Consider the following 15,281-nt stretch of genomic DNA (forward strand, 5'->3'; position numbering starts at 1 on the left):
GACAAGGCCACCGGGCTCCGCAAGCCGGCTATTCCCGCTCTTTGCGCAGCTTTGCCCAGTAGTCGAGCCGCTTCCTGATGTCGCGCTCGAAACCACGCTCGGGCGGATCGTAGAAGGTCTGGCGGCCCATCTTTTCCGGAAAATAATCCTGGCCTGAAAAGGCATCTGGCTCATCATGGTCGTAGCGGTAGCCGGCGCCGTAATCCTCTTCCTTCATCAGCTTGGTCGGCGCGTTGAGAATGTGCTTCGGCGGCAGCAGCGAGCCATGTTCCTTGGCGGCCCGCGTGGCAGCCTTGAAGGCAGTGTAAACGGCATTGGATTTGGGCGCGGTGGCGAGATAGACGGTGGCCTCGGCAAAGGCGAGTTCGCCCTCCGGAGAGCCGAGATAGTCATAGGCATCCTTGGCCGCGTTGGCGACGACCAGGGCCTGCGGATCGGCCAGACCAATGTCCTCCATCGCCATGCGAACCAGCCGGCGGCCGAGATAGAGCGGATCCTCCCCGGCATCGAACATGCGCGCGAGATAGTAGAGGGCGGCATCGGGATCCGAGCCGCGCACCGACTTGTGCAGGGCCGAGATCAGGTTGTAATGGCCGTCCTGGCCCTTGTCGTAGATCGGCGCACGGCGCTGGACGATGCGCTGAAGCCCTTCGGGATCGAACATCTCGCCCGGCTTGGCCGCGCGCCAGACCTCTTCCGCCAGGGTCAGCGATGCGCGTCCGTCGCCATCGCTCATACGAATGAGCATCGTGCGTGCTTCATCATCAAGCGGCAGCGCCCTGCCCTCCGCCTCTTCCGCCCGCGTCATCAGCTTGGCGATGCTGTCCTCACCCAGCGAATGAAAGACCATGACCCGCGCGCGCGACAACAAGGCCGCGTTGAGTTCGAAGGACGGGTTTTCGGTGGTGGCGCCCACCAGCACGACCGTCCCATCCTCCATGACGGGGAGGAATGAATCCTGCTGAGCGCGGTTGAAGCGATGAATCTCGTCGACGAAAAGCAACGTCTGGCGGCCGTTGGCACGGCGCAGCTTGGCCGCCTCGAACACTTTCTTCAGGTCGGCGACGCCGGAAAAGACCGCCGATATCTGCTCGAATGCAAGGCTGGTCTCGCCGGCAAGCAGCCTCGCCACCGTGGTCTTGCCGGTGCCTGGCGGCCCCCAGAAGATCATCGATCCCAGCGAACCGGAGCCGATCAGCCGAGTCAGCGCGCCATCGGGTCCCGTCAGATGTTCCTGGCCAACGACCTCCCCAAGATTCCTCGGACGCAGCCTGTCGGCCAGCGGCCGTCCGGGCGGCACCTTTTCCGGTTCGTCAACGCTGAACAGATCGGCCATGCACTTCCTCAGAGCAATTCCAGGAAAAGTGTGAAGCGGTTTTCCGTCCGGGATTGCGTCAAAACAAGGATATAGGGCAGGTCGGCGTTTTGGTGAAACGCCGACCTGCTCCAAGTTTGGAGCGCGATCCCTTCAGGGTCGAACTCAGTAACGCAAAACCTGGCGCAGTATCTGCCCGCCGCGCTCGACGGTAAAGCGCCACCAGCGCGTATCCTGCTGGGCTACCTGCGCCAGCACTGCGGCGGTGTCGATGGTGGTGCCGTTGACCTCGCGCACGATGTCGCCTGGCTGAAAGCCGAAATCGGCGGCCGGCGAATCGCGATTGATATCGATCACCGTCACACCCTTGAGGTCGGTACGCAAGCCAAGCTTCTGGGCAAGCCGCGGCGACAGTTCCGAGACCTTCGCGCCCGAGAACGGGCTGCGGCCATGCAGCGTCACTTCCGAGGCTTTTGCCCCCTCCGGCGCGCGCTCCAGCGCAATGTCCATCGCCGCTTGCTGGCCCTTGGTCAGGATCGCGAAATTCGCCTTGGTGCCGATCGACAGCGTCGCCATGCGGTAGTCGAGCGCCTCAATGCTCTCGACCGGCTTGCCATTGATCTGCAGCACGACATCGCCCGGCTTCAGCCCTGCCTTGCCGGCGGGACCCGTCGCGTCGACCGAGGAGACCAGCGCCCCGGTCGGCTTTTCCATGCCCAGCGATTCGGCGATCTGCGGCGTCACCGCTTCGAATTCGGCGCCGATATAGGGCCGCTCGAAGAAATCGAGACCGGCCTTGGCGGCATCGGCGAAAGCCCGCACCATATTGGCGGGGATGGCGAACCCGATGCCGATCGAGCCGCCGCTGCGGCTGTAGATGGCGGTGTTGATGCCGACCAGTTGGCCGCCCATGTTGATCAGCGCGCCGCCGGAATTGCCGGGGTTGATGGCGGCGTCTGTCTGGATGAAATAACCCGAATCCGAAACGCCGATATGGCTGCGGGCAAGCGCGGAAACGATGCCGCTGGTGGTGGTCTGGCCAACACCGAACGGGTTGCCGATGGCCAGCACCAGGTCGCCAACCTCGAGCGCGTCGGAATCCCCGATGGCGATGACCGGGAACGGCTTGTCGGACTCGATCTTGAGCACGGCAAGATCGAGCGTTTCGTCCTTCAGCATCACCTTGCTGGTGAATTCGCGGCCGTCGGCGGTCGCTACCTTGACCTCGTCGGCATCCTTGATGACGTGGAAATTGGTGACGATGACACCGCTCGGATCGACGAGCACGCCCGAGCCGAGCGAAGACTGCGCACGCGGCTGGGCACGGCCGAAGAATTCCTCGAAGAACGGATCGCCTTCGAAAGGCGATGTCACCTTGGCGGTCTGCGAGGCATAGACGTTGACCACCGCGGGTGCCGTTTGCTTGACCAGCGGCGCGAATGAAAGCTGGACCTCCTCGCGGCCGAAAGGTACGCGCTTGTCCGGACCTGAAGTGGCATTCTCGCCTTCGACGCCATGCAGCAAGTCCGTCAACACATCGGAGAGGCCTGGATCGGCGGGCTTGGCGACGTCTTCGGCCTGCGCCTGCCGAACTGCCGGTGCGGCTGCGAACACAATGAAGGCGCAGAGCAGAACAAGGGACAGTCTTTTGGCGCGCATTGCGAATCCTCCAAGCGAGTTCGGGCGCATTGTCCCGACGAATGTGCAAAATGAAAGGCTAAGCCGCTGAAATCCGATTTTTTAAGCAGTAAAAGCAGCTAAAGCTGAACCTGAAGCCGAAAACCTCGTCAGCTCACATGAAAAAACAACTCCTGTCATTCCGTGACTTTTTGAAGACCGGCAGCTTGGGGCCGATCCGCCCCGACATGACAATGGCCAAGATTGTCGAGGTGCTCGGCACGCCTGAGCATGCTGACCCGGACTATTGGACGTTCGGAAAGCTCGAAATTTCCTTTGATATCGAGCCACCGCACCAGATGAACTGGTTTCAAATCGAAGAGGCCGGTTATCTCAAAGGCCAGTCGGAGACTGTCACCGATTGCTTTGCGCTTGCTCTAGATGGGCTCAGCGGAAAGACAAAGCCATCAGAGTTCCTGGGGGCCGGCCTTTGGCTTCCAGATCAGGCTAAAGTTTTCTACGCTACGTCTGGCCATGACATCGGGATGAATATCTGCGCCGGACTGATTCAGATTCATTTTCATGTGGCTACTGACTTCATCGGCGATCAGGACACCGAAGCGTATTTGGGCGCGTCCTCCACGTCGCAATCGATGAGGGAGATCGATTCTCGGGCCGTCCTCGACAGTATCTATTCTTACCCCAGCCCGAAGACTGAAGAGGTACCGGGCGCATTCAATTGGAAGCTGTTGAGTGGAAGCCAGTATCTGGCGCTTGCCAGCGGACGGTAAAACATCGGCAGACGCAAAAAGGGGCCCGCAGGCCCCTTCAATTCAATTCGGAAAGACCGAGCCTTATGCGGCCGCGGCATCCGCGTCGGTGGCTTCGGCTTCGATGCGGGCGCGGTCGCCGGCGCCCTTGGCCGAGGTGTCGCGATCGACGAACTCGATGACCGCCATCGCGGCATTGTCGCCGTGACGGAAGCCGGCCTTCATGATGCGCAGATAGCCGCCGTTGCGGGTGGCATAGCGCGGGGCGATGGTGTCGAACAGGCGCTTGACGACGCCCTCATTGCCGATCTGCGCGATCACCTGGCGGCGCGCGTGCAGGTCGCCGCGCTTGCCGAGCGTCACCAGCTTCTCGACGATCGGACGCAGGTCCTTCGCCTTCGGCAAGGTGGTGACGATCTGCTCGTGCTCGAGCAGCGACACCGCCAGGTTGGCGAACATCGACTTGCGGTGGCTTATGCTGCGGGCGAAGCGGCGGCCTTTGAAACCGTGGCGCATGGCTCTTTTCCTTCTTCAGTTGTTCAAGAGGCCACGGCCTCCGAGGGTTTTCCGCATGACCGTCGGATCGAGCGGCTCACGCCGCCGATCCTTGGAATTCATGCTCAATATTGGTCTTCGTAACGCTTGGCGAGGTCTTCGATGTTTTCCGGCGGCCAGTCCGGCACTTCCATGCCGAGGTGCAGGCCCATCGCCGCCAGCACTTCCTTGATCTCGTTCAGCGACTTGCGGCCGAAGTTCGGGGTGCGCAGCATCTCGGCTTCGGTCTTCTGGATGAGATCGCCGATATAGACGATGTTGTCGTTCTTCAGGCAGTTGGCCGAACGCACCGAAAGCTCGAGTTCGTCGACCTTCTTGAGCAGCGCCGGGTTGAAGGCGAGCTCGGTAACGGCTTCGGCGGCGACTTCCTTCTGCGGCTCGTCGAAGTTGACGAACAGGCCAAGCTGGTCCTGCAGGATGCGGGCGGCGAAAGCCACCGCGTCCTCGCCCGAGATCGAACCGTCGGTCTCGATGGTCATGGTCAGCTTGTCATAGTCGAGAACCTGGCCCTCGCGGGTGTTCTCGACCTTGTAGGAGACCTTCTTCACCGGCGAATAGAGGCTGTCGACCGGGATCAGGCCGATCGGCGCGTCCTCGGCGCGGTTGCGCTCGGCAGGCACGTAGCCCTTGCCGGTGTCGACGGTGAATTCCATGCGGATTTCAGCGCCTTCGTCCAGCGTGCAGATGACGTGGTCGGGGTTGAGGATCTCGACGTCGCCAACCGTCTGGATGTCGCCGGCAAGAACCGCACCCGGGCCCTGCTTGCGAACGACCATGCGCTTGGGGCCATCGCCTTCCATGCGAATCGCGATTTCCTTGATGTTCAGGACGATGTCGGTCACGTCCTCGCGCACGCCGGCGATGGACGAGAATTCATGCAGAACACCGTCGATCTGCACGGCGGTGACGGCCGCCCCGCGCAGCGAAGACAGAAGCACGCGGCGCAGCGCGTTGCCAAGCGTCAGGCCAAAGCCACGCTCGAGCGGCTCGGCGACCAGCGTGGTCAGCGTCTTCTTCTTCGACGAGAACTCGATCTTGTTCGGCTTGATCAGTTCCTGCCAATTTTTCTGGATCATGATGCTTTCCTTCCGTTGACCCGCCACCATCCAATCGTGGCGGGCGACCTGGAATACCGTGGAGGAACGCCCTTGGGCGCTCACGCGGCGTTCGATAAATTGCTTAGACGCGGCGCTTCTTGCGCGGGCGGCAGCCATTGTGCGGGATCGGCGTCACATCACGAATCGAGGTGATGGTGAAGCCGGCCGCCTGCAGGGCGCGCAGCGCCGATTCACGACCGGAGCCCGGTCCGCAGACCTCGACTTCGAGCATGCGCATGCCGTGTTCCTGGGCCTTCTTGGCAACGTCCTCGGCAGCCATCTGGGCGGCGAACGGGGTCGACTTGCGCGAACCCTTGAAGCCCTGGGCACCGGCCGACGACCAGGCAATCGAATTGCCCTGCGCGTCGGTGATGGTGATCATCGTGTTGTTGAAGGTCGAATTGACGTGGGCAACGCCCGACGAAATGTTCTTGCGTTCGCGACGGCGAACACGAGCGGCTTCCTTGGCCATGATAGTCCTTTCAGTTGATCTCTACACCGCCGTAATGCCAGCGGCTCCACCTGGAAAAGTGAATAGTGAATTAGTGAGTAGCGATGACGTCCTCACCACCCACTACCAACCACTCACTCTTATTACTTCTTCTTGCCGGCGATCGACTTGGCCGGGCCCTTGCGGGTACGTGCATTGGTGTGCGTGCGCTGGCCGCGAACCGGCAGCGAGCGGCGGTGACGCAGGCCGCGGTAGCAGCCAAGGTCCATGAGCCGCTTGATGTTCATCGACACTTCGCGGCGCAGGTCGCCTTCGACCTGATAGTCGCGGTCGATGGTCTCGCGGATCTGCAGCACCTCCGCATCGGTCAGCTGGTTGACGCGGCGCTCGGCCGGGATGCCGACCTTGTCGACGATCTCCTGGGCGAACTTCTTGCCAATGCCGTGAATGTACTGAAGCGCGATGACGACGCGCTTGTTGGTCGGAATGTTGACGCCGGCTATACGAGCCATGTTCTTCTCTTCTCCATGTGGGCCGGACAAGCCGGCATTATTCAGATTGCCCCGCGTCCGGTGGAGGCCGGCCCTTGCGGGAGTTTCCAGTTCAAAGCGACTGCCCTGCCCTTGCGGACAGGCAAAGCGCGCATCTGATAGGAAGACGGGCCGCCATACCGCAGCAAGCCGTCTCCGTCAAGCTTAATCTTTAAATTCCCTTACCGCGCCTTATCGGCCGCGGCGAGCACGGCTTCAATCTCGGCCGTTACGGCGTCGATGCTGGCCATGCCGTCCACAGTCTTGAGCTTGCCTTTGGCGTAATAGTAGCCGGTCAGCGGAGCGGTCTTCTTGTAGTACTCCCGCAGCCGCTCTTCGAACACGGCGGGATTGTCGTCCTTGCGCACCGGCTGGCCGGCGGCCTTTGCATCATCGGCGCGCTTGACGATTCGACCAACCAGGGCCCTGTCGTCGACAACCAGTTCGATGACGGTGTCGAGACCAATGCCACGCTCTGAAAGCATCGATTCAACCGCATCCGCCTGCACCAGCGTGCGCGGATAGCCGTCGAGGATAAAACCCTTGGCGCAGTCAGCCTGATCGATACGCTCGGCGACGATGGCGTTGACGATGGCGTCGGACACCAGCTCGCCGGCATCCATCACCGCCTTGGCACGCTTGCCGACCTCGGTACCGGCCTGAACGGCGGCACGCAGCATATCACCCGTCGAGAGCTGGGGTATGCCGTGTTTTTCTACCAGTCTTTGTGCTTGTGTCCCCTTGCCCGCTCCTGGCGGCCCAAGCAAAATCAACCTCATCTGGCTTTCTTCCCCCCGCGCAGCTTCGACTTCTTGATCAGGCCTTCATACTGGTGCGCGATCAGGTGACCCTGAATCTGCGCAACCGTATCGAGCGTGACACTGACCACGATCAGAAGCGATGTGCCACCGAGGTAGAATGGTACGCCAGTCGCCGAGATCAGGAACTCCGGCAGCAGGCACACCAGCACCAGGTAGATGGCGCCGACGACGGTGATGCGGGTGAGAACGTAGTCGATGTAATCGGCGGTGCGCTCGCCCGGACGATAGCCAGGGATGAACCCCGAATGCTTCTTGAGCTGGTCGGCGGTATCCTTCGGGTTGAACACGATCGCTGTGTAGAAGAAGGCGAAGAACACGATCATCGCCGCATAGAATGCCATGTAGAGCGGCTGGCCGTGGCCAAGCGAGGCCAGGATGGTGCTGGCCCAGGCCGGCATGTTGGTGGTCTGCGAGAAGCCGGCGACGGTGGCCGGCAGTAGAAGCAGCGACGACGCGAAGATCGGCGGGATGACCCCCGAGGTGTTGAGCTTAAGCGGCAGATGCGAGGTATCGCCCTGGAACATGCGGTTGCCGACCTGGCGCTTCGGATACTGGATCAGCAGGCGGCGCTGGGCGCGCTCGAAGAACACGATAAGCGCTATGACGACGATGGCCAGCACGATGATCGCCAGGATCAGGCCGGTCGACAGGGCGCCGGTACGGCCGAGTTCCAGTGTGCCGGAAATGGCATGCGGCAAGCCGGCGACGATGCCGGAGAAGATGATCAGCGAAATGCCGTTGCCGATGCCGCGCGCGGTGATCTGCTCGCCCAGCCACATCAGGAACATGGTGCCGCCGACCAGCGTGACGACGGTGGAGATGCGGAAGAACATGCCGGGATCGCTGACGATGCCGTTGCCGTTCTCCAGTCCCACCGAAATGCCATAGGCCTGCACCAGCGCCAGGAGCACGGTGCCGTAGCGCGTGTACTGGTTGATGACCTTGCGGCCCTGCTCGCCTTCCTTCTTCAGCGCTTCCAGCGAGGGAATGACCGAGGTCATCAGCTGCATGATGATGGAAGCGGAGATGTAGGGCATGATGCCGAGTGCAAAGATCGCCATGCGCTGCACGGCACCGCCGGCGAACATGTTGAACATGCCGAGCACGCCCTTGCTCTGCGAGGAGAAGGCCTGGGCGAAAGCGTCGGGATTGATGCCGGGAAGCGGGATGTAGGTGCCGAGACGATAGACGAGCAACGCGCCGATGGTGAACCAGATGCGTTTCTTAAGATCCTCCGCCTTGGCGAAGGCCGAGAAATTCAGATTCGAGGCTAGTTGTTCAGCAGCCGAAGCCATGCCTGATTCTCCGCTTGGTAACGCTTGATGGCCCGTGAGGTCAGGCGGTGCGTTTCACCGAAGCTCACGAGATAAGCTCCGGGCTGTAAACATGCAAGCGGCCGCGTCGACGCGGCCGCTAAATTGAGCAGGTCAAAGCGCGATCTCAAGCAAAAACGGATACCACTCTTGCCGACCGCTCTTCAAATTGCCGTTACTCGGCGGCTGCCTTTTCCGGCAGCTTGACCGAACCGCCGGCCTTTTCGATCTTCTCGATCGCGGCCTTGGAGGCGCCGGCGACGTCGAAGGCGAGCTTGGCTTTGAGTTCGCCATCGGACAGCACGCGCACGCCATCCTTGACGCGACGGATGACGCCGGCGGCGACAAGCGCCTCGGCCGTCACGGTCGCCTTGACGTCAAGCTTCTTGGCATCGACGGCTTCCTGGATACGGGCCAGCGACACGACGGTGAAGCTCTTGGCGAAGATGTTGTTGAAGCCACGCTTCGGCAGACGCCTGTAGAGCGGCATCTGGCCACCCTCGAAGCCGTTGACTGCGACGCCGGAGCGCGCCTTCTGGCCCTTGACGCCGCGACCGGCGGTCTTGCCCGAGCCGGAGCCGATGCCGCGGCCGAGACGCTTCTTGGAGTGCGTCGCGCCGTCCTTGTCACGCAGATCATTGAGTTTCATCTGGGTTCTCCTGCGCTCTTGCTCAGCCCTCGTCCACGACGCGGACGAGATGCTGGACGGCAGCGATCATGCCGCGCACGGAAGGCGTATCTTCCAGCGTGCGCTGCTTGTGCATCTTGTTGAGGCCGAGGCCGACCAGCGTTGCGCGCTGTTCCTTCGGGCGGCGGATCGGCGAACCGATCTGCTCAACGGTGATGGTTTTGGTTGCTTTCTTGGCCATGGTCAAAATCCCTGGTCAGATCGACTATTCTTCAGCCGCAACGGCGGTGCCGCGGCGGGCCTGAAGGGTCGAATACTTGATGCCACGCGCGGCAGCCACATCCTTGGGATGCATCTGGCTCTTCAGCGCGTCGAAGGTGGCGCGAACCATGTTGTACGGGTTCGACGAACCCATCGACTTGGCAACCACGTCGTGCATGCCGAGCGTCTCGAAGACGGCGCGCATCGGGCCGCCGGCGATGATGCCAGTACCCTGCTTGGCAGCGCGCAGCAGAACGCGGCCAGCGCCCCAACGTCCCTCGACGTCATGGTGCAGCGTGCGGCCCGAGCGCAACGGCACGAAGATCATGTCGCGCTTTGCGGATTCGGTTGCCTTGCGGATAGCTTCCGGCACTTCGCGCGCCTTGCCGTGACCAAAGCCAACGCGGCCCTTCTGGTCGCCGACGACGACGAGCGCGGCAAAACCAAAGCGACGGCCGCCCTTGACGACCTTGGCGACGCGGTTGATGTGGACGAGCTTGTCCACCATGCCGTCATCGCGTTCTTCACGATCGCGGCCGCGGCCGCCATCCCTACGTTCCTGTGCCATATCCTGTTCCTTGTTCTTTTCCGGAAGCACGGGTTGCTGATTGCCGGCGCCGCTTTGGGTCGCCGACGGTGAAAATCATTTCTTCCCTTGCATGATCTTATCCGAAAAGTCTGCAACTTTTCGGGGTCATGCTTAGAAGCTGAGACCGCCTTCGCGGGCCGCTTCAGCCAGCGCCTTGACGCGGCCGTGATAGATGTAGGCGCCGCGATCGAAGACGACTTCCTTGACGCCGGCCTTGGTGGCGCGCTCGGCGATCAGCTTGCCGATCGCAGCGGCAGCAGCAGTGTCAGCGCCGGTCTTGAGCGACCCCTTGAGGTCCTTCTCGAGCGTCGAGGCGGCGGCAATGGTGTGGCCCTTGGCGTCGTCGATGACCTGAACGTAGATGTTCTTCGACGTGCGATGAACCGACAGACGCGGACGCTCGCCGGCGACTTTCTTGATCTGACGGCGCACGCGCTGCGCGCGGCGCTGGATGGATTCCTTGATAGCCATGACAGTTCCTTGCCTTCAAAAAACGGGGGCCGCCATATGCGGTAGGCGAAGCGCCTCCCGCGACCGCTCCCCGCGGCGTTAACTTCCGTGGCTTGGTCCCTGTCCGAAAAGTCTGCAACTTTTCAGGACCAAGCCGATTACTTCTTCTTGCCTTCCTTGCGGACGATCTTCTCGCCAGCGTAGCGGACGCCCTTGCCCTTGTAGGGCTCGGGACCGCGGTATTCGCGGATCTCCGCCGCGACCTGGCCGACCTGCTGCTTGTCGATGCCGGCCACGGTGATTTCGGTCGGCTTCGGCACGGTGATCGTGATGCCGGCCGGCGTCTCGTAGACGACATCATGGCTGAAGCCAAGGGCCAGTTGCAGGTTCTTGCCCTGCAAGGCGGCGCGATAGCCGACGCCGGTGATCTCGAGCTTCTTCTCGAAACCGTCCTTCACGCCCTGCAGGATGTTGACGATCTGCGTGCGCGACATGCCCCACTTGGAGCGGGCGGTCTTGGTCTGGTCGCGCGGCTGGACAGCGATTTCGCTGCCTTCCATCTTGACCAGGACTTCGTCGTTCACCACGAACTTCAGCTCGCCCTTGGGGCCCTTCGCCGTCACGGTCTGGCCATTGACGGTCGCGGTCACGCCCTGCGGCAGCGAAACGGGTTTCTTTCCAATACGAGACATCAGGTTGTCCTCGTCACTTCTCTTGTTTCAGATCTCTGTCTTCGGGAACGATCCGAAGACCGAATTCCACGTGCGGTAAGCTGCCGGATCAGAAGATCTGGCAGAGGATCTCGCCGCCGACGTTCTGTTCGCGTGCTTCATGGTCGGCCATCACGCCCTTCGGTGTCGAAAGGATGGCAATGCCGAGGCCGTTGGCAACGTGCGGGATCGACTTGGCCGAGACGTAAACGCGGCGGCCGGGCTTCGAAACGCGGGCGATTTCGCGCACGACCGGGGCACCGTCGAAATACTTCAGCTCGATTTCGATCTCGGACTTGCCGTTGTCGAAATCGGTCTGGCTGTAGTCGCGGATATAGCCTTCAGCCTTCAGCACATCGAGGACGCGGGTGCGCAGACGCGAGGCCGGCGTCGAGACACTCGACTTCTTGCGGCCATAGGCGTTGCGGATGCGGGTCAGCATATCGCCGAGAGGATCGCTCAATGACATGTTATGTCCTCCTTACCAGCTCGACTTGACCAGGCCCGGGATCTGGCCGTTATTGCCGAGGTCCCGAAGCGCGATGCGCGATACTTTGAGCTTGCGATAGTAGGCGCGCGGACGGCCGGTGACTTCGCAGCGGTTGCGGATGCGGATTTTGGCCGAGTTGCGCGGCATGGCGGCAAGCTTGAGCTGAGCGCGGAAGCGCTCTTCCATCGGCTTGGATTGATCCATGATGATCGCCTTGAGCGCAGCGCGCTTGGGACCGTACTGGTCTGCAAGTTTGCGGCGCCTGTTGTTCTTCTCGACTGAGCTGGTCTTTGCCATTTCAGATTTTTCCTTTTCTCGCTGCCGTTACTGGCGGAAGGGGAAGTTGAAAGCCTTGAGCAAAGCCCTGGCTTCGTCGTCCGTCTTCGCAGTCGTACAAACGATGACGTCCATGCCCCAGATCTGATCAACCTTGTCGTAGTTGATCTCCGGGAACACGATGTGCTCCTTGATGCCCATGGCGTAGTTGCCACGGCCATCGAAGCTCTTGGGGTTCAGTCCGCGGAAGTCGCGGACGCGCGGCAGCGCGATGTTCACGAGGCGGTCGAGGAACTCGTACATGCGTTCCTTGCGCAGCGTGACCTTGGCGCCGATCGGCATCTTCTCGCGAACCTTGAAGCCCGCGATCGAATTGCGGGCGCGGGTGACGACGGCCTTCTGGCCGGCGATCATCGCCAGGTCCTCGGCCGCGACCGAAGGCTTCTTCGAATCGGCGGTCGCTTCGCCCACACCCATGTTCAGCACGATCTTGTCGAGGCGCGGAACCTGCATCTCGTTATCGTAGCCGAACTGCTCCTGCAGCGCCTTGCGGATGGTCTCGTTGTAGACCTGCTTGAGACGCGGCGTGTTGTTGGCAGTCGCCTGCTTGGTTTGAGCCTTAGCCATTGATGACTTCTCCCGAGCGCTTGGCGACGCGCACCTTCTTGCCGTCCTTCTGGAAGACGAAACCGACGCGGGTCGGCTTGCCATCCTTCGGGTCGGCCAGCGCGATGTTCGACAGCTGGATCGGCGCTTCCTTGGTGATGATCCCGCCCTCTTGGGACTGGGACTGCTTCTGGTGACGACGGATCATGTTGACGCCGCGCACCAGCGCGGTGTCATCCTTCGGCTGAACCGAGAGGACTTCGCCCGAACGGCCCTTGTCCTTGCCGGCCAGCACGATGACCTTGTCGCCTTTTCTAATCTTTTGCATTGGTCCGGCTCCTTACAGCACTTCAGGCGCGAGCGAGATGATCTTCATATGGTTCTTGGCGCGAAGTTCGCGCGGAACCGGTCCGAAGATACGCGTGCCGATCGGCTCTTTCTTGTTGTCGACGAGAACAGCCGCGTTCTTGTCGAAACGGATCACGCTGCCGTCCGGGCGGCGGATGTCCTTGGCCGTGCGAACCACGACCGCCTTCATCACATCGCCCTTCTTAACGCGGCCGCGCGGAATGGCTTCCTTGATCGACACCACGATGATGTCGCCCACGGAAGCGTATTTCCGCTTCGAGCCGCCCAGCACCTTGATGCACATGACACGACGCGCGCCGGAATTATCCGCCACGTCGAGGTTTGTTTGCATCTGAATCATGACTGGCCGCCTTCTTCTTTTCTAACGGGATGGGCTCGAAGCCCCTCCCCGGTCTGTCCAAAATTCGTTTGTTTACGCCTGATCCGAGGATACGACGATCCAGCGCTTATCCTTGGAAATCGGCTTCGATTCCTGGATGAACACCTGATCGCCGACCTTGTGGGCGTTGTTCTCGTCGTGCGCCTTGTACTTCTTGGTCATGCGCACGGTCTTCTTCATCACGGGATGCGTGAAGCGCCGTTCGACCTTGACGACAACCGTCTTCTCGTTCTTGTCGCTGACGACGGTGCCCTGCAGAATGCGCTTTGGCATGGTTTTCGTCCTTAAGCCTTCTTGGCCGCGGACTTTTCCGCAGCGATGGTCTTGATACGCGCAATGTCCTTGCGGACCTGCCTCACGCGCGCGGTCTTCTCGAGCTGGCCGGTGGCCTTCTGGAAGCGCAGGTTGAACTGCTCCTTCTTCAGGCTGGCCAGGTCGTCGGTCAGCTGGTCCTGGGTCTTGGTCCGGATGTCTTCGGCTTTCATGATCAGCCCGTCCTTATTCTGCGATGCGCTGTACGAAGCGCGTCCTGACCGAGAGCTTGGCCGCGCCGAGACGCAGCGCCTCACGGGCGGTTTCTTCATTGACGCCGTCGATCTCGAACATGATGCGGCCCGGCTTGACGCGCGCCGCCCAGTAATCGACCGCGCCCTTGCCCTTGCCCATGCGGACTTCGGTCGGCTTCGAAGTGACCGGCACGTCCGGGAAAATGCGGATCCAGACGCGGCCGGCACGCTTCATTTCGCGAGTGATCGCGCGGCGGGCCGCCTCGATCTCACGCGCGGTGACGCGGTTCGGCTCAAGCGCCTTCAGCCCGAAACCACCGAAATCCAGGTTGGTGCCGCCCTTTGCGGTACCATGGATACGGCCCTTGAACTGCTTGCGGAACTTTGTGCGCTTTGGCTGCAGCATCGTTCTAACTCCAAATTCCTAAATGTCTCAGGCGTTTTCGCGACGACGACCGCGTTCGCGATCACCACCACCGCCATGCGCGGCATCACCCTCGGTCGCGCGGCGTTCCGAAGCCATCGGATCGTGCTCGAGGATCTCGCCCTTGAATACCCAGACCTTGACGCCGCAGATGCCATACGCCGTGTTCGCCTCGGCCGTACCGTAATCGACATCGGCGCGCAGCGTATGCAGCGGCACGCGACCTTCACGGTACCATTCCATGCGCGCGATCTCGGCGCCGCCAAGACGGCCGGCGCAGTTGATGCGGATGCCTTCGGCACCGAGGCGCATGGCCGACTGCACGGCACGCTTCATGGCGCGGCGGAACGCGATACGGCGCTCGAGCTGCTGGGCGATCGACTGGGCGACCAGGGTCGCGTCGATTTCCGGCTTGCGCACTTCAACGATGTTGAGGTGCGTCTCGGACTTCGTCATCTCCATCAGCTTCTTGCGAAGCTTCTCGATGTCGGCGCCCTTCTTGCCGATGATCAGACCCGGGCGCGCGGCATGGATGGTGACGCGGCACTTCTTGTGCGGACGCTCGATCACGACCTTCGAGATCGCGGCCTGCTTGAGTTCCTTCTCAAGATACTTGCGGATCTTGATGTCCTCATGCAGCAGCTTGCCGTACTCGCCGGTGTTCGCGAACCAGCGCGAATCCCAGGTGCGGTTGATGCCGAGGCGAAGACCGATCGGATTGACTTTCTGGCCCATTATGCGGCCTCCCCTTTTTCTTCGACTTCACGAACGACGATCGTGAGGTGCGAGAACGGCTTCTCGATACGGCTGGCGCGACCACGGCCACGAGCGTGGAACCGCTTCATGACGATCGACTTGCCGACATAGGCTTCCGCCACCACCAGCGCATCGACATCGAGGTCGTGGTTGTTTTCCGCGTTGGCGATTGCCGATTCCAGCGTCTTCTTGACCGTGCCGGAAATCCGCTTGGCCGAGAATTCGAGATCGGAAAGCGCTGTCGCGACCTTCTTGCCGCGGATCAGCGCGGCAACCAGGTTCAGCTTCTGCGGGCTGATACGGATCGTGCGCAACACGGCGCGCGCTTCGTTGTCAGCAAGCCTGCGCGGAGCTTTGGCCTTGCCCAT

At 61.6% G+C, this 15,281-nt stretch carries 24 protein-coding genes; 1 reads left to right on the forward strand and 23 read right to left on the reverse strand.

Features of this window, described 5'->3' with window-relative positions; translation table 11 throughout:
* Positions 1–28: 28 nt before the first annotated feature.
* Positions 29–1,336, reverse strand: coding sequence for a replication-associated recombination protein A (locus LB557_RS00720; RefSeq protein ID WP_224642884.1), 1,308 nt, complete (start codon positions 1,334–1,336; stop codon positions 29–31).
* Positions 1,337–1,480: 144 nt separating this feature from the next.
* Positions 1,481–2,974, reverse strand: a complete 1,494-nt coding sequence (locus tag LB557_RS00725) for a DegQ family serine endoprotease (protein ID WP_140619541.1) — start codon at positions 2,972–2,974, stop codon at positions 1,481–1,483.
* 137 nt (positions 2,975–3,111) lie between these two features.
* Here LB557_RS00725 and LB557_RS00730 point away from each other — a divergent pair, with 137 nt between their 5' ends.
* A complete protein-coding gene (locus LB557_RS00730; protein ID WP_224642885.1) occupies positions 3,112–3,723 on the forward strand; it encodes a hypothetical protein in 612 nt (203 codons plus the stop codon).
* A gap of 63 nt (positions 3,724–3,786) precedes the next feature.
* Here LB557_RS00730 and rplQ read toward each other — a convergent pair whose 3' ends face one another.
* The 21 genes from rplQ to rplV form a co-directional block, all read right to left on the reverse strand.
* On the reverse strand, positions 3,787–4,218 hold the full coding sequence (gene rplQ / locus LB557_RS00735) for a 50S ribosomal protein L17 (protein WP_015317974.1): 432 nt from the start codon (positions 4,216–4,218) through the stop codon (positions 3,787–3,789).
* Between the two features lie 104 nt (positions 4,219–4,322).
* Positions 4,323–5,333 (reverse strand): DNA-directed RNA polymerase subunit alpha, encoded by a 1,011-nt coding sequence (locus LB557_RS00740; RefSeq protein WP_006205443.1) that lies wholly within the window; start codon positions 5,331–5,333, stop codon positions 4,323–4,325.
* Positions 5,334–5,436: 103 nt separating this feature from the next.
* The gene (rpsK, locus tag LB557_RS00745) at positions 5,437–5,826 is read right to left on the reverse strand and encodes a 30S ribosomal protein S11 (protein ID WP_006205444.1); all 390 of its coding nucleotides are present in this window, start codon (positions 5,824–5,826) and stop codon (positions 5,437–5,439) included.
* A 122-nt stretch (positions 5,827–5,948) separates the two neighbouring features.
* Positions 5,949–6,317 carry a 30S ribosomal protein S13 gene (gene rpsM, locus LB557_RS00750; protein ID WP_006205445.1) on the reverse strand — a complete coding sequence of 123 codons (369 nt, stop codon included), beginning with the start codon at positions 6,315–6,317 and terminating at the stop codon, positions 5,949–5,951.
* Positions 6,318–6,517: 200 nt separating this feature from the next.
* Positions 6,518–7,114, reverse strand: a complete 597-nt coding sequence (locus LB557_RS00755) for an adenylate kinase (protein ID WP_140873994.1) — start codon at positions 7,112–7,114, stop codon at positions 6,518–6,520.
* A complete protein-coding gene (secY, locus tag LB557_RS00760) occupies positions 7,111–8,451 on the reverse strand; it encodes a preprotein translocase subunit SecY (protein ID WP_015317976.1) in 1,341 nt (446 codons plus the stop codon). The genes LB557_RS00755 and secY overlap by 4 nt, the downstream gene beginning before the upstream one ends.
* A gap of 193 nt (positions 8,452–8,644) precedes the next feature.
* Positions 8,645–9,118 (reverse strand): 50S ribosomal protein L15, encoded by a 474-nt coding sequence (rplO, locus tag LB557_RS00765; RefSeq protein WP_015317977.1) that lies wholly within the window; start codon positions 9,116–9,118, stop codon positions 8,645–8,647.
* Between the two features lie 22 nt (positions 9,119–9,140).
* Entirely contained in the window at positions 9,141–9,338 is a 198-nt protein-coding gene (gene rpmD, locus LB557_RS00770) for a 50S ribosomal protein L30 (RefSeq protein WP_006205449.1), read from the reverse strand.
* 24 nt (positions 9,339–9,362) lie between these two features.
* On the reverse strand, positions 9,363–9,926 hold the full coding sequence (gene rpsE, locus LB557_RS00775; protein WP_006333394.1) for a 30S ribosomal protein S5: 564 nt from the start codon (positions 9,924–9,926) through the stop codon (positions 9,363–9,365).
* Between the two features lie 132 nt (positions 9,927–10,058).
* Complete coding sequence (rplR, locus tag LB557_RS00780) at positions 10,059–10,418, reverse strand: 50S ribosomal protein L18 (protein ID WP_015317978.1); 360 nt, start codon at positions 10,416–10,418, stop codon at positions 10,059–10,061.
* A gap of 137 nt (positions 10,419–10,555) precedes the next feature.
* Positions 10,556–11,089: a 50S ribosomal protein L6 gene (gene rplF / locus LB557_RS00785; protein ID WP_013895694.1), complete on the reverse strand. Its 534-nt coding sequence runs from the start codon at positions 11,087–11,089 to the stop codon at positions 10,556–10,558.
* Positions 11,090–11,177: 88 nt separating this feature from the next.
* Positions 11,178–11,576: a 30S ribosomal protein S8 gene (gene rpsH, locus LB557_RS00790; protein ID WP_006205453.1), complete on the reverse strand. Its 399-nt coding sequence runs from the start codon at positions 11,574–11,576 to the stop codon at positions 11,178–11,180.
* A 12-nt stretch (positions 11,577–11,588) separates the two neighbouring features.
* Entirely contained in the window at positions 11,589–11,894 is a 306-nt protein-coding gene (gene rpsN, locus LB557_RS00795; protein ID WP_013895695.1) for a 30S ribosomal protein S14, read from the reverse strand.
* 27 nt (positions 11,895–11,921) lie between these two features.
* Positions 11,922–12,500: a 50S ribosomal protein L5 gene (gene rplE / locus LB557_RS00800; protein WP_023773630.1), complete on the reverse strand. Its 579-nt coding sequence runs from the start codon at positions 12,498–12,500 to the stop codon at positions 11,922–11,924.
* A complete protein-coding gene (rplX, locus tag LB557_RS00805; protein ID WP_224642886.1) occupies positions 12,493–12,807 on the reverse strand; it encodes a 50S ribosomal protein L24 in 315 nt (104 codons plus the stop codon). Before rplX ends, rplE begins: the two co-directional genes overlap by 8 nt.
* Positions 12,808–12,819: 12 nt before the next feature.
* Positions 12,820–13,188, reverse strand: a complete 369-nt coding sequence (gene rplN, locus LB557_RS00810; protein ID WP_006205457.1) for a 50S ribosomal protein L14 — start codon at positions 13,186–13,188, stop codon at positions 12,820–12,822.
* Between the two features lie 72 nt (positions 13,189–13,260).
* Complete coding sequence (rpsQ, locus tag LB557_RS00815; RefSeq protein WP_010909280.1) at positions 13,261–13,500, reverse strand: 30S ribosomal protein S17; 240 nt, start codon at positions 13,498–13,500, stop codon at positions 13,261–13,263.
* 11 nt (positions 13,501–13,511) lie between these two features.
* Positions 13,512–13,712: a 50S ribosomal protein L29 gene (gene rpmC / locus LB557_RS00820; RefSeq protein WP_006205459.1), complete on the reverse strand. Its 201-nt coding sequence runs from the start codon at positions 13,710–13,712 to the stop codon at positions 13,512–13,514.
* Positions 13,713–13,725: 13 nt separating this feature from the next.
* Positions 13,726–14,139, reverse strand: coding sequence for a 50S ribosomal protein L16 (gene rplP, locus LB557_RS00825; RefSeq protein ID WP_006205460.1), 414 nt, complete (start codon positions 14,137–14,139; stop codon positions 13,726–13,728).
* Between the two features lie 27 nt (positions 14,140–14,166).
* Positions 14,167–14,892 (reverse strand): 30S ribosomal protein S3, encoded by a 726-nt coding sequence (gene rpsC, locus LB557_RS00830; RefSeq protein ID WP_013895697.1) that lies wholly within the window; start codon positions 14,890–14,892, stop codon positions 14,167–14,169.
* Complete coding sequence (rplV, locus tag LB557_RS00835; RefSeq protein WP_010909277.1) at positions 14,892–15,281, reverse strand: 50S ribosomal protein L22; 390 nt, start codon at positions 15,279–15,281, stop codon at positions 14,892–14,894. The genes rpsC and rplV overlap by 1 nt, the downstream gene beginning before the upstream one ends.

Origin of the sequence: Mesorhizobium sp. BR115XR7A (assembly GCF_020165315.1) — a bacterium.
Classification (GTDB): Bacteria; Pseudomonadota; Alphaproteobacteria; order Rhizobiales; family Rhizobiaceae; genus Mesorhizobium; species Mesorhizobium australicum.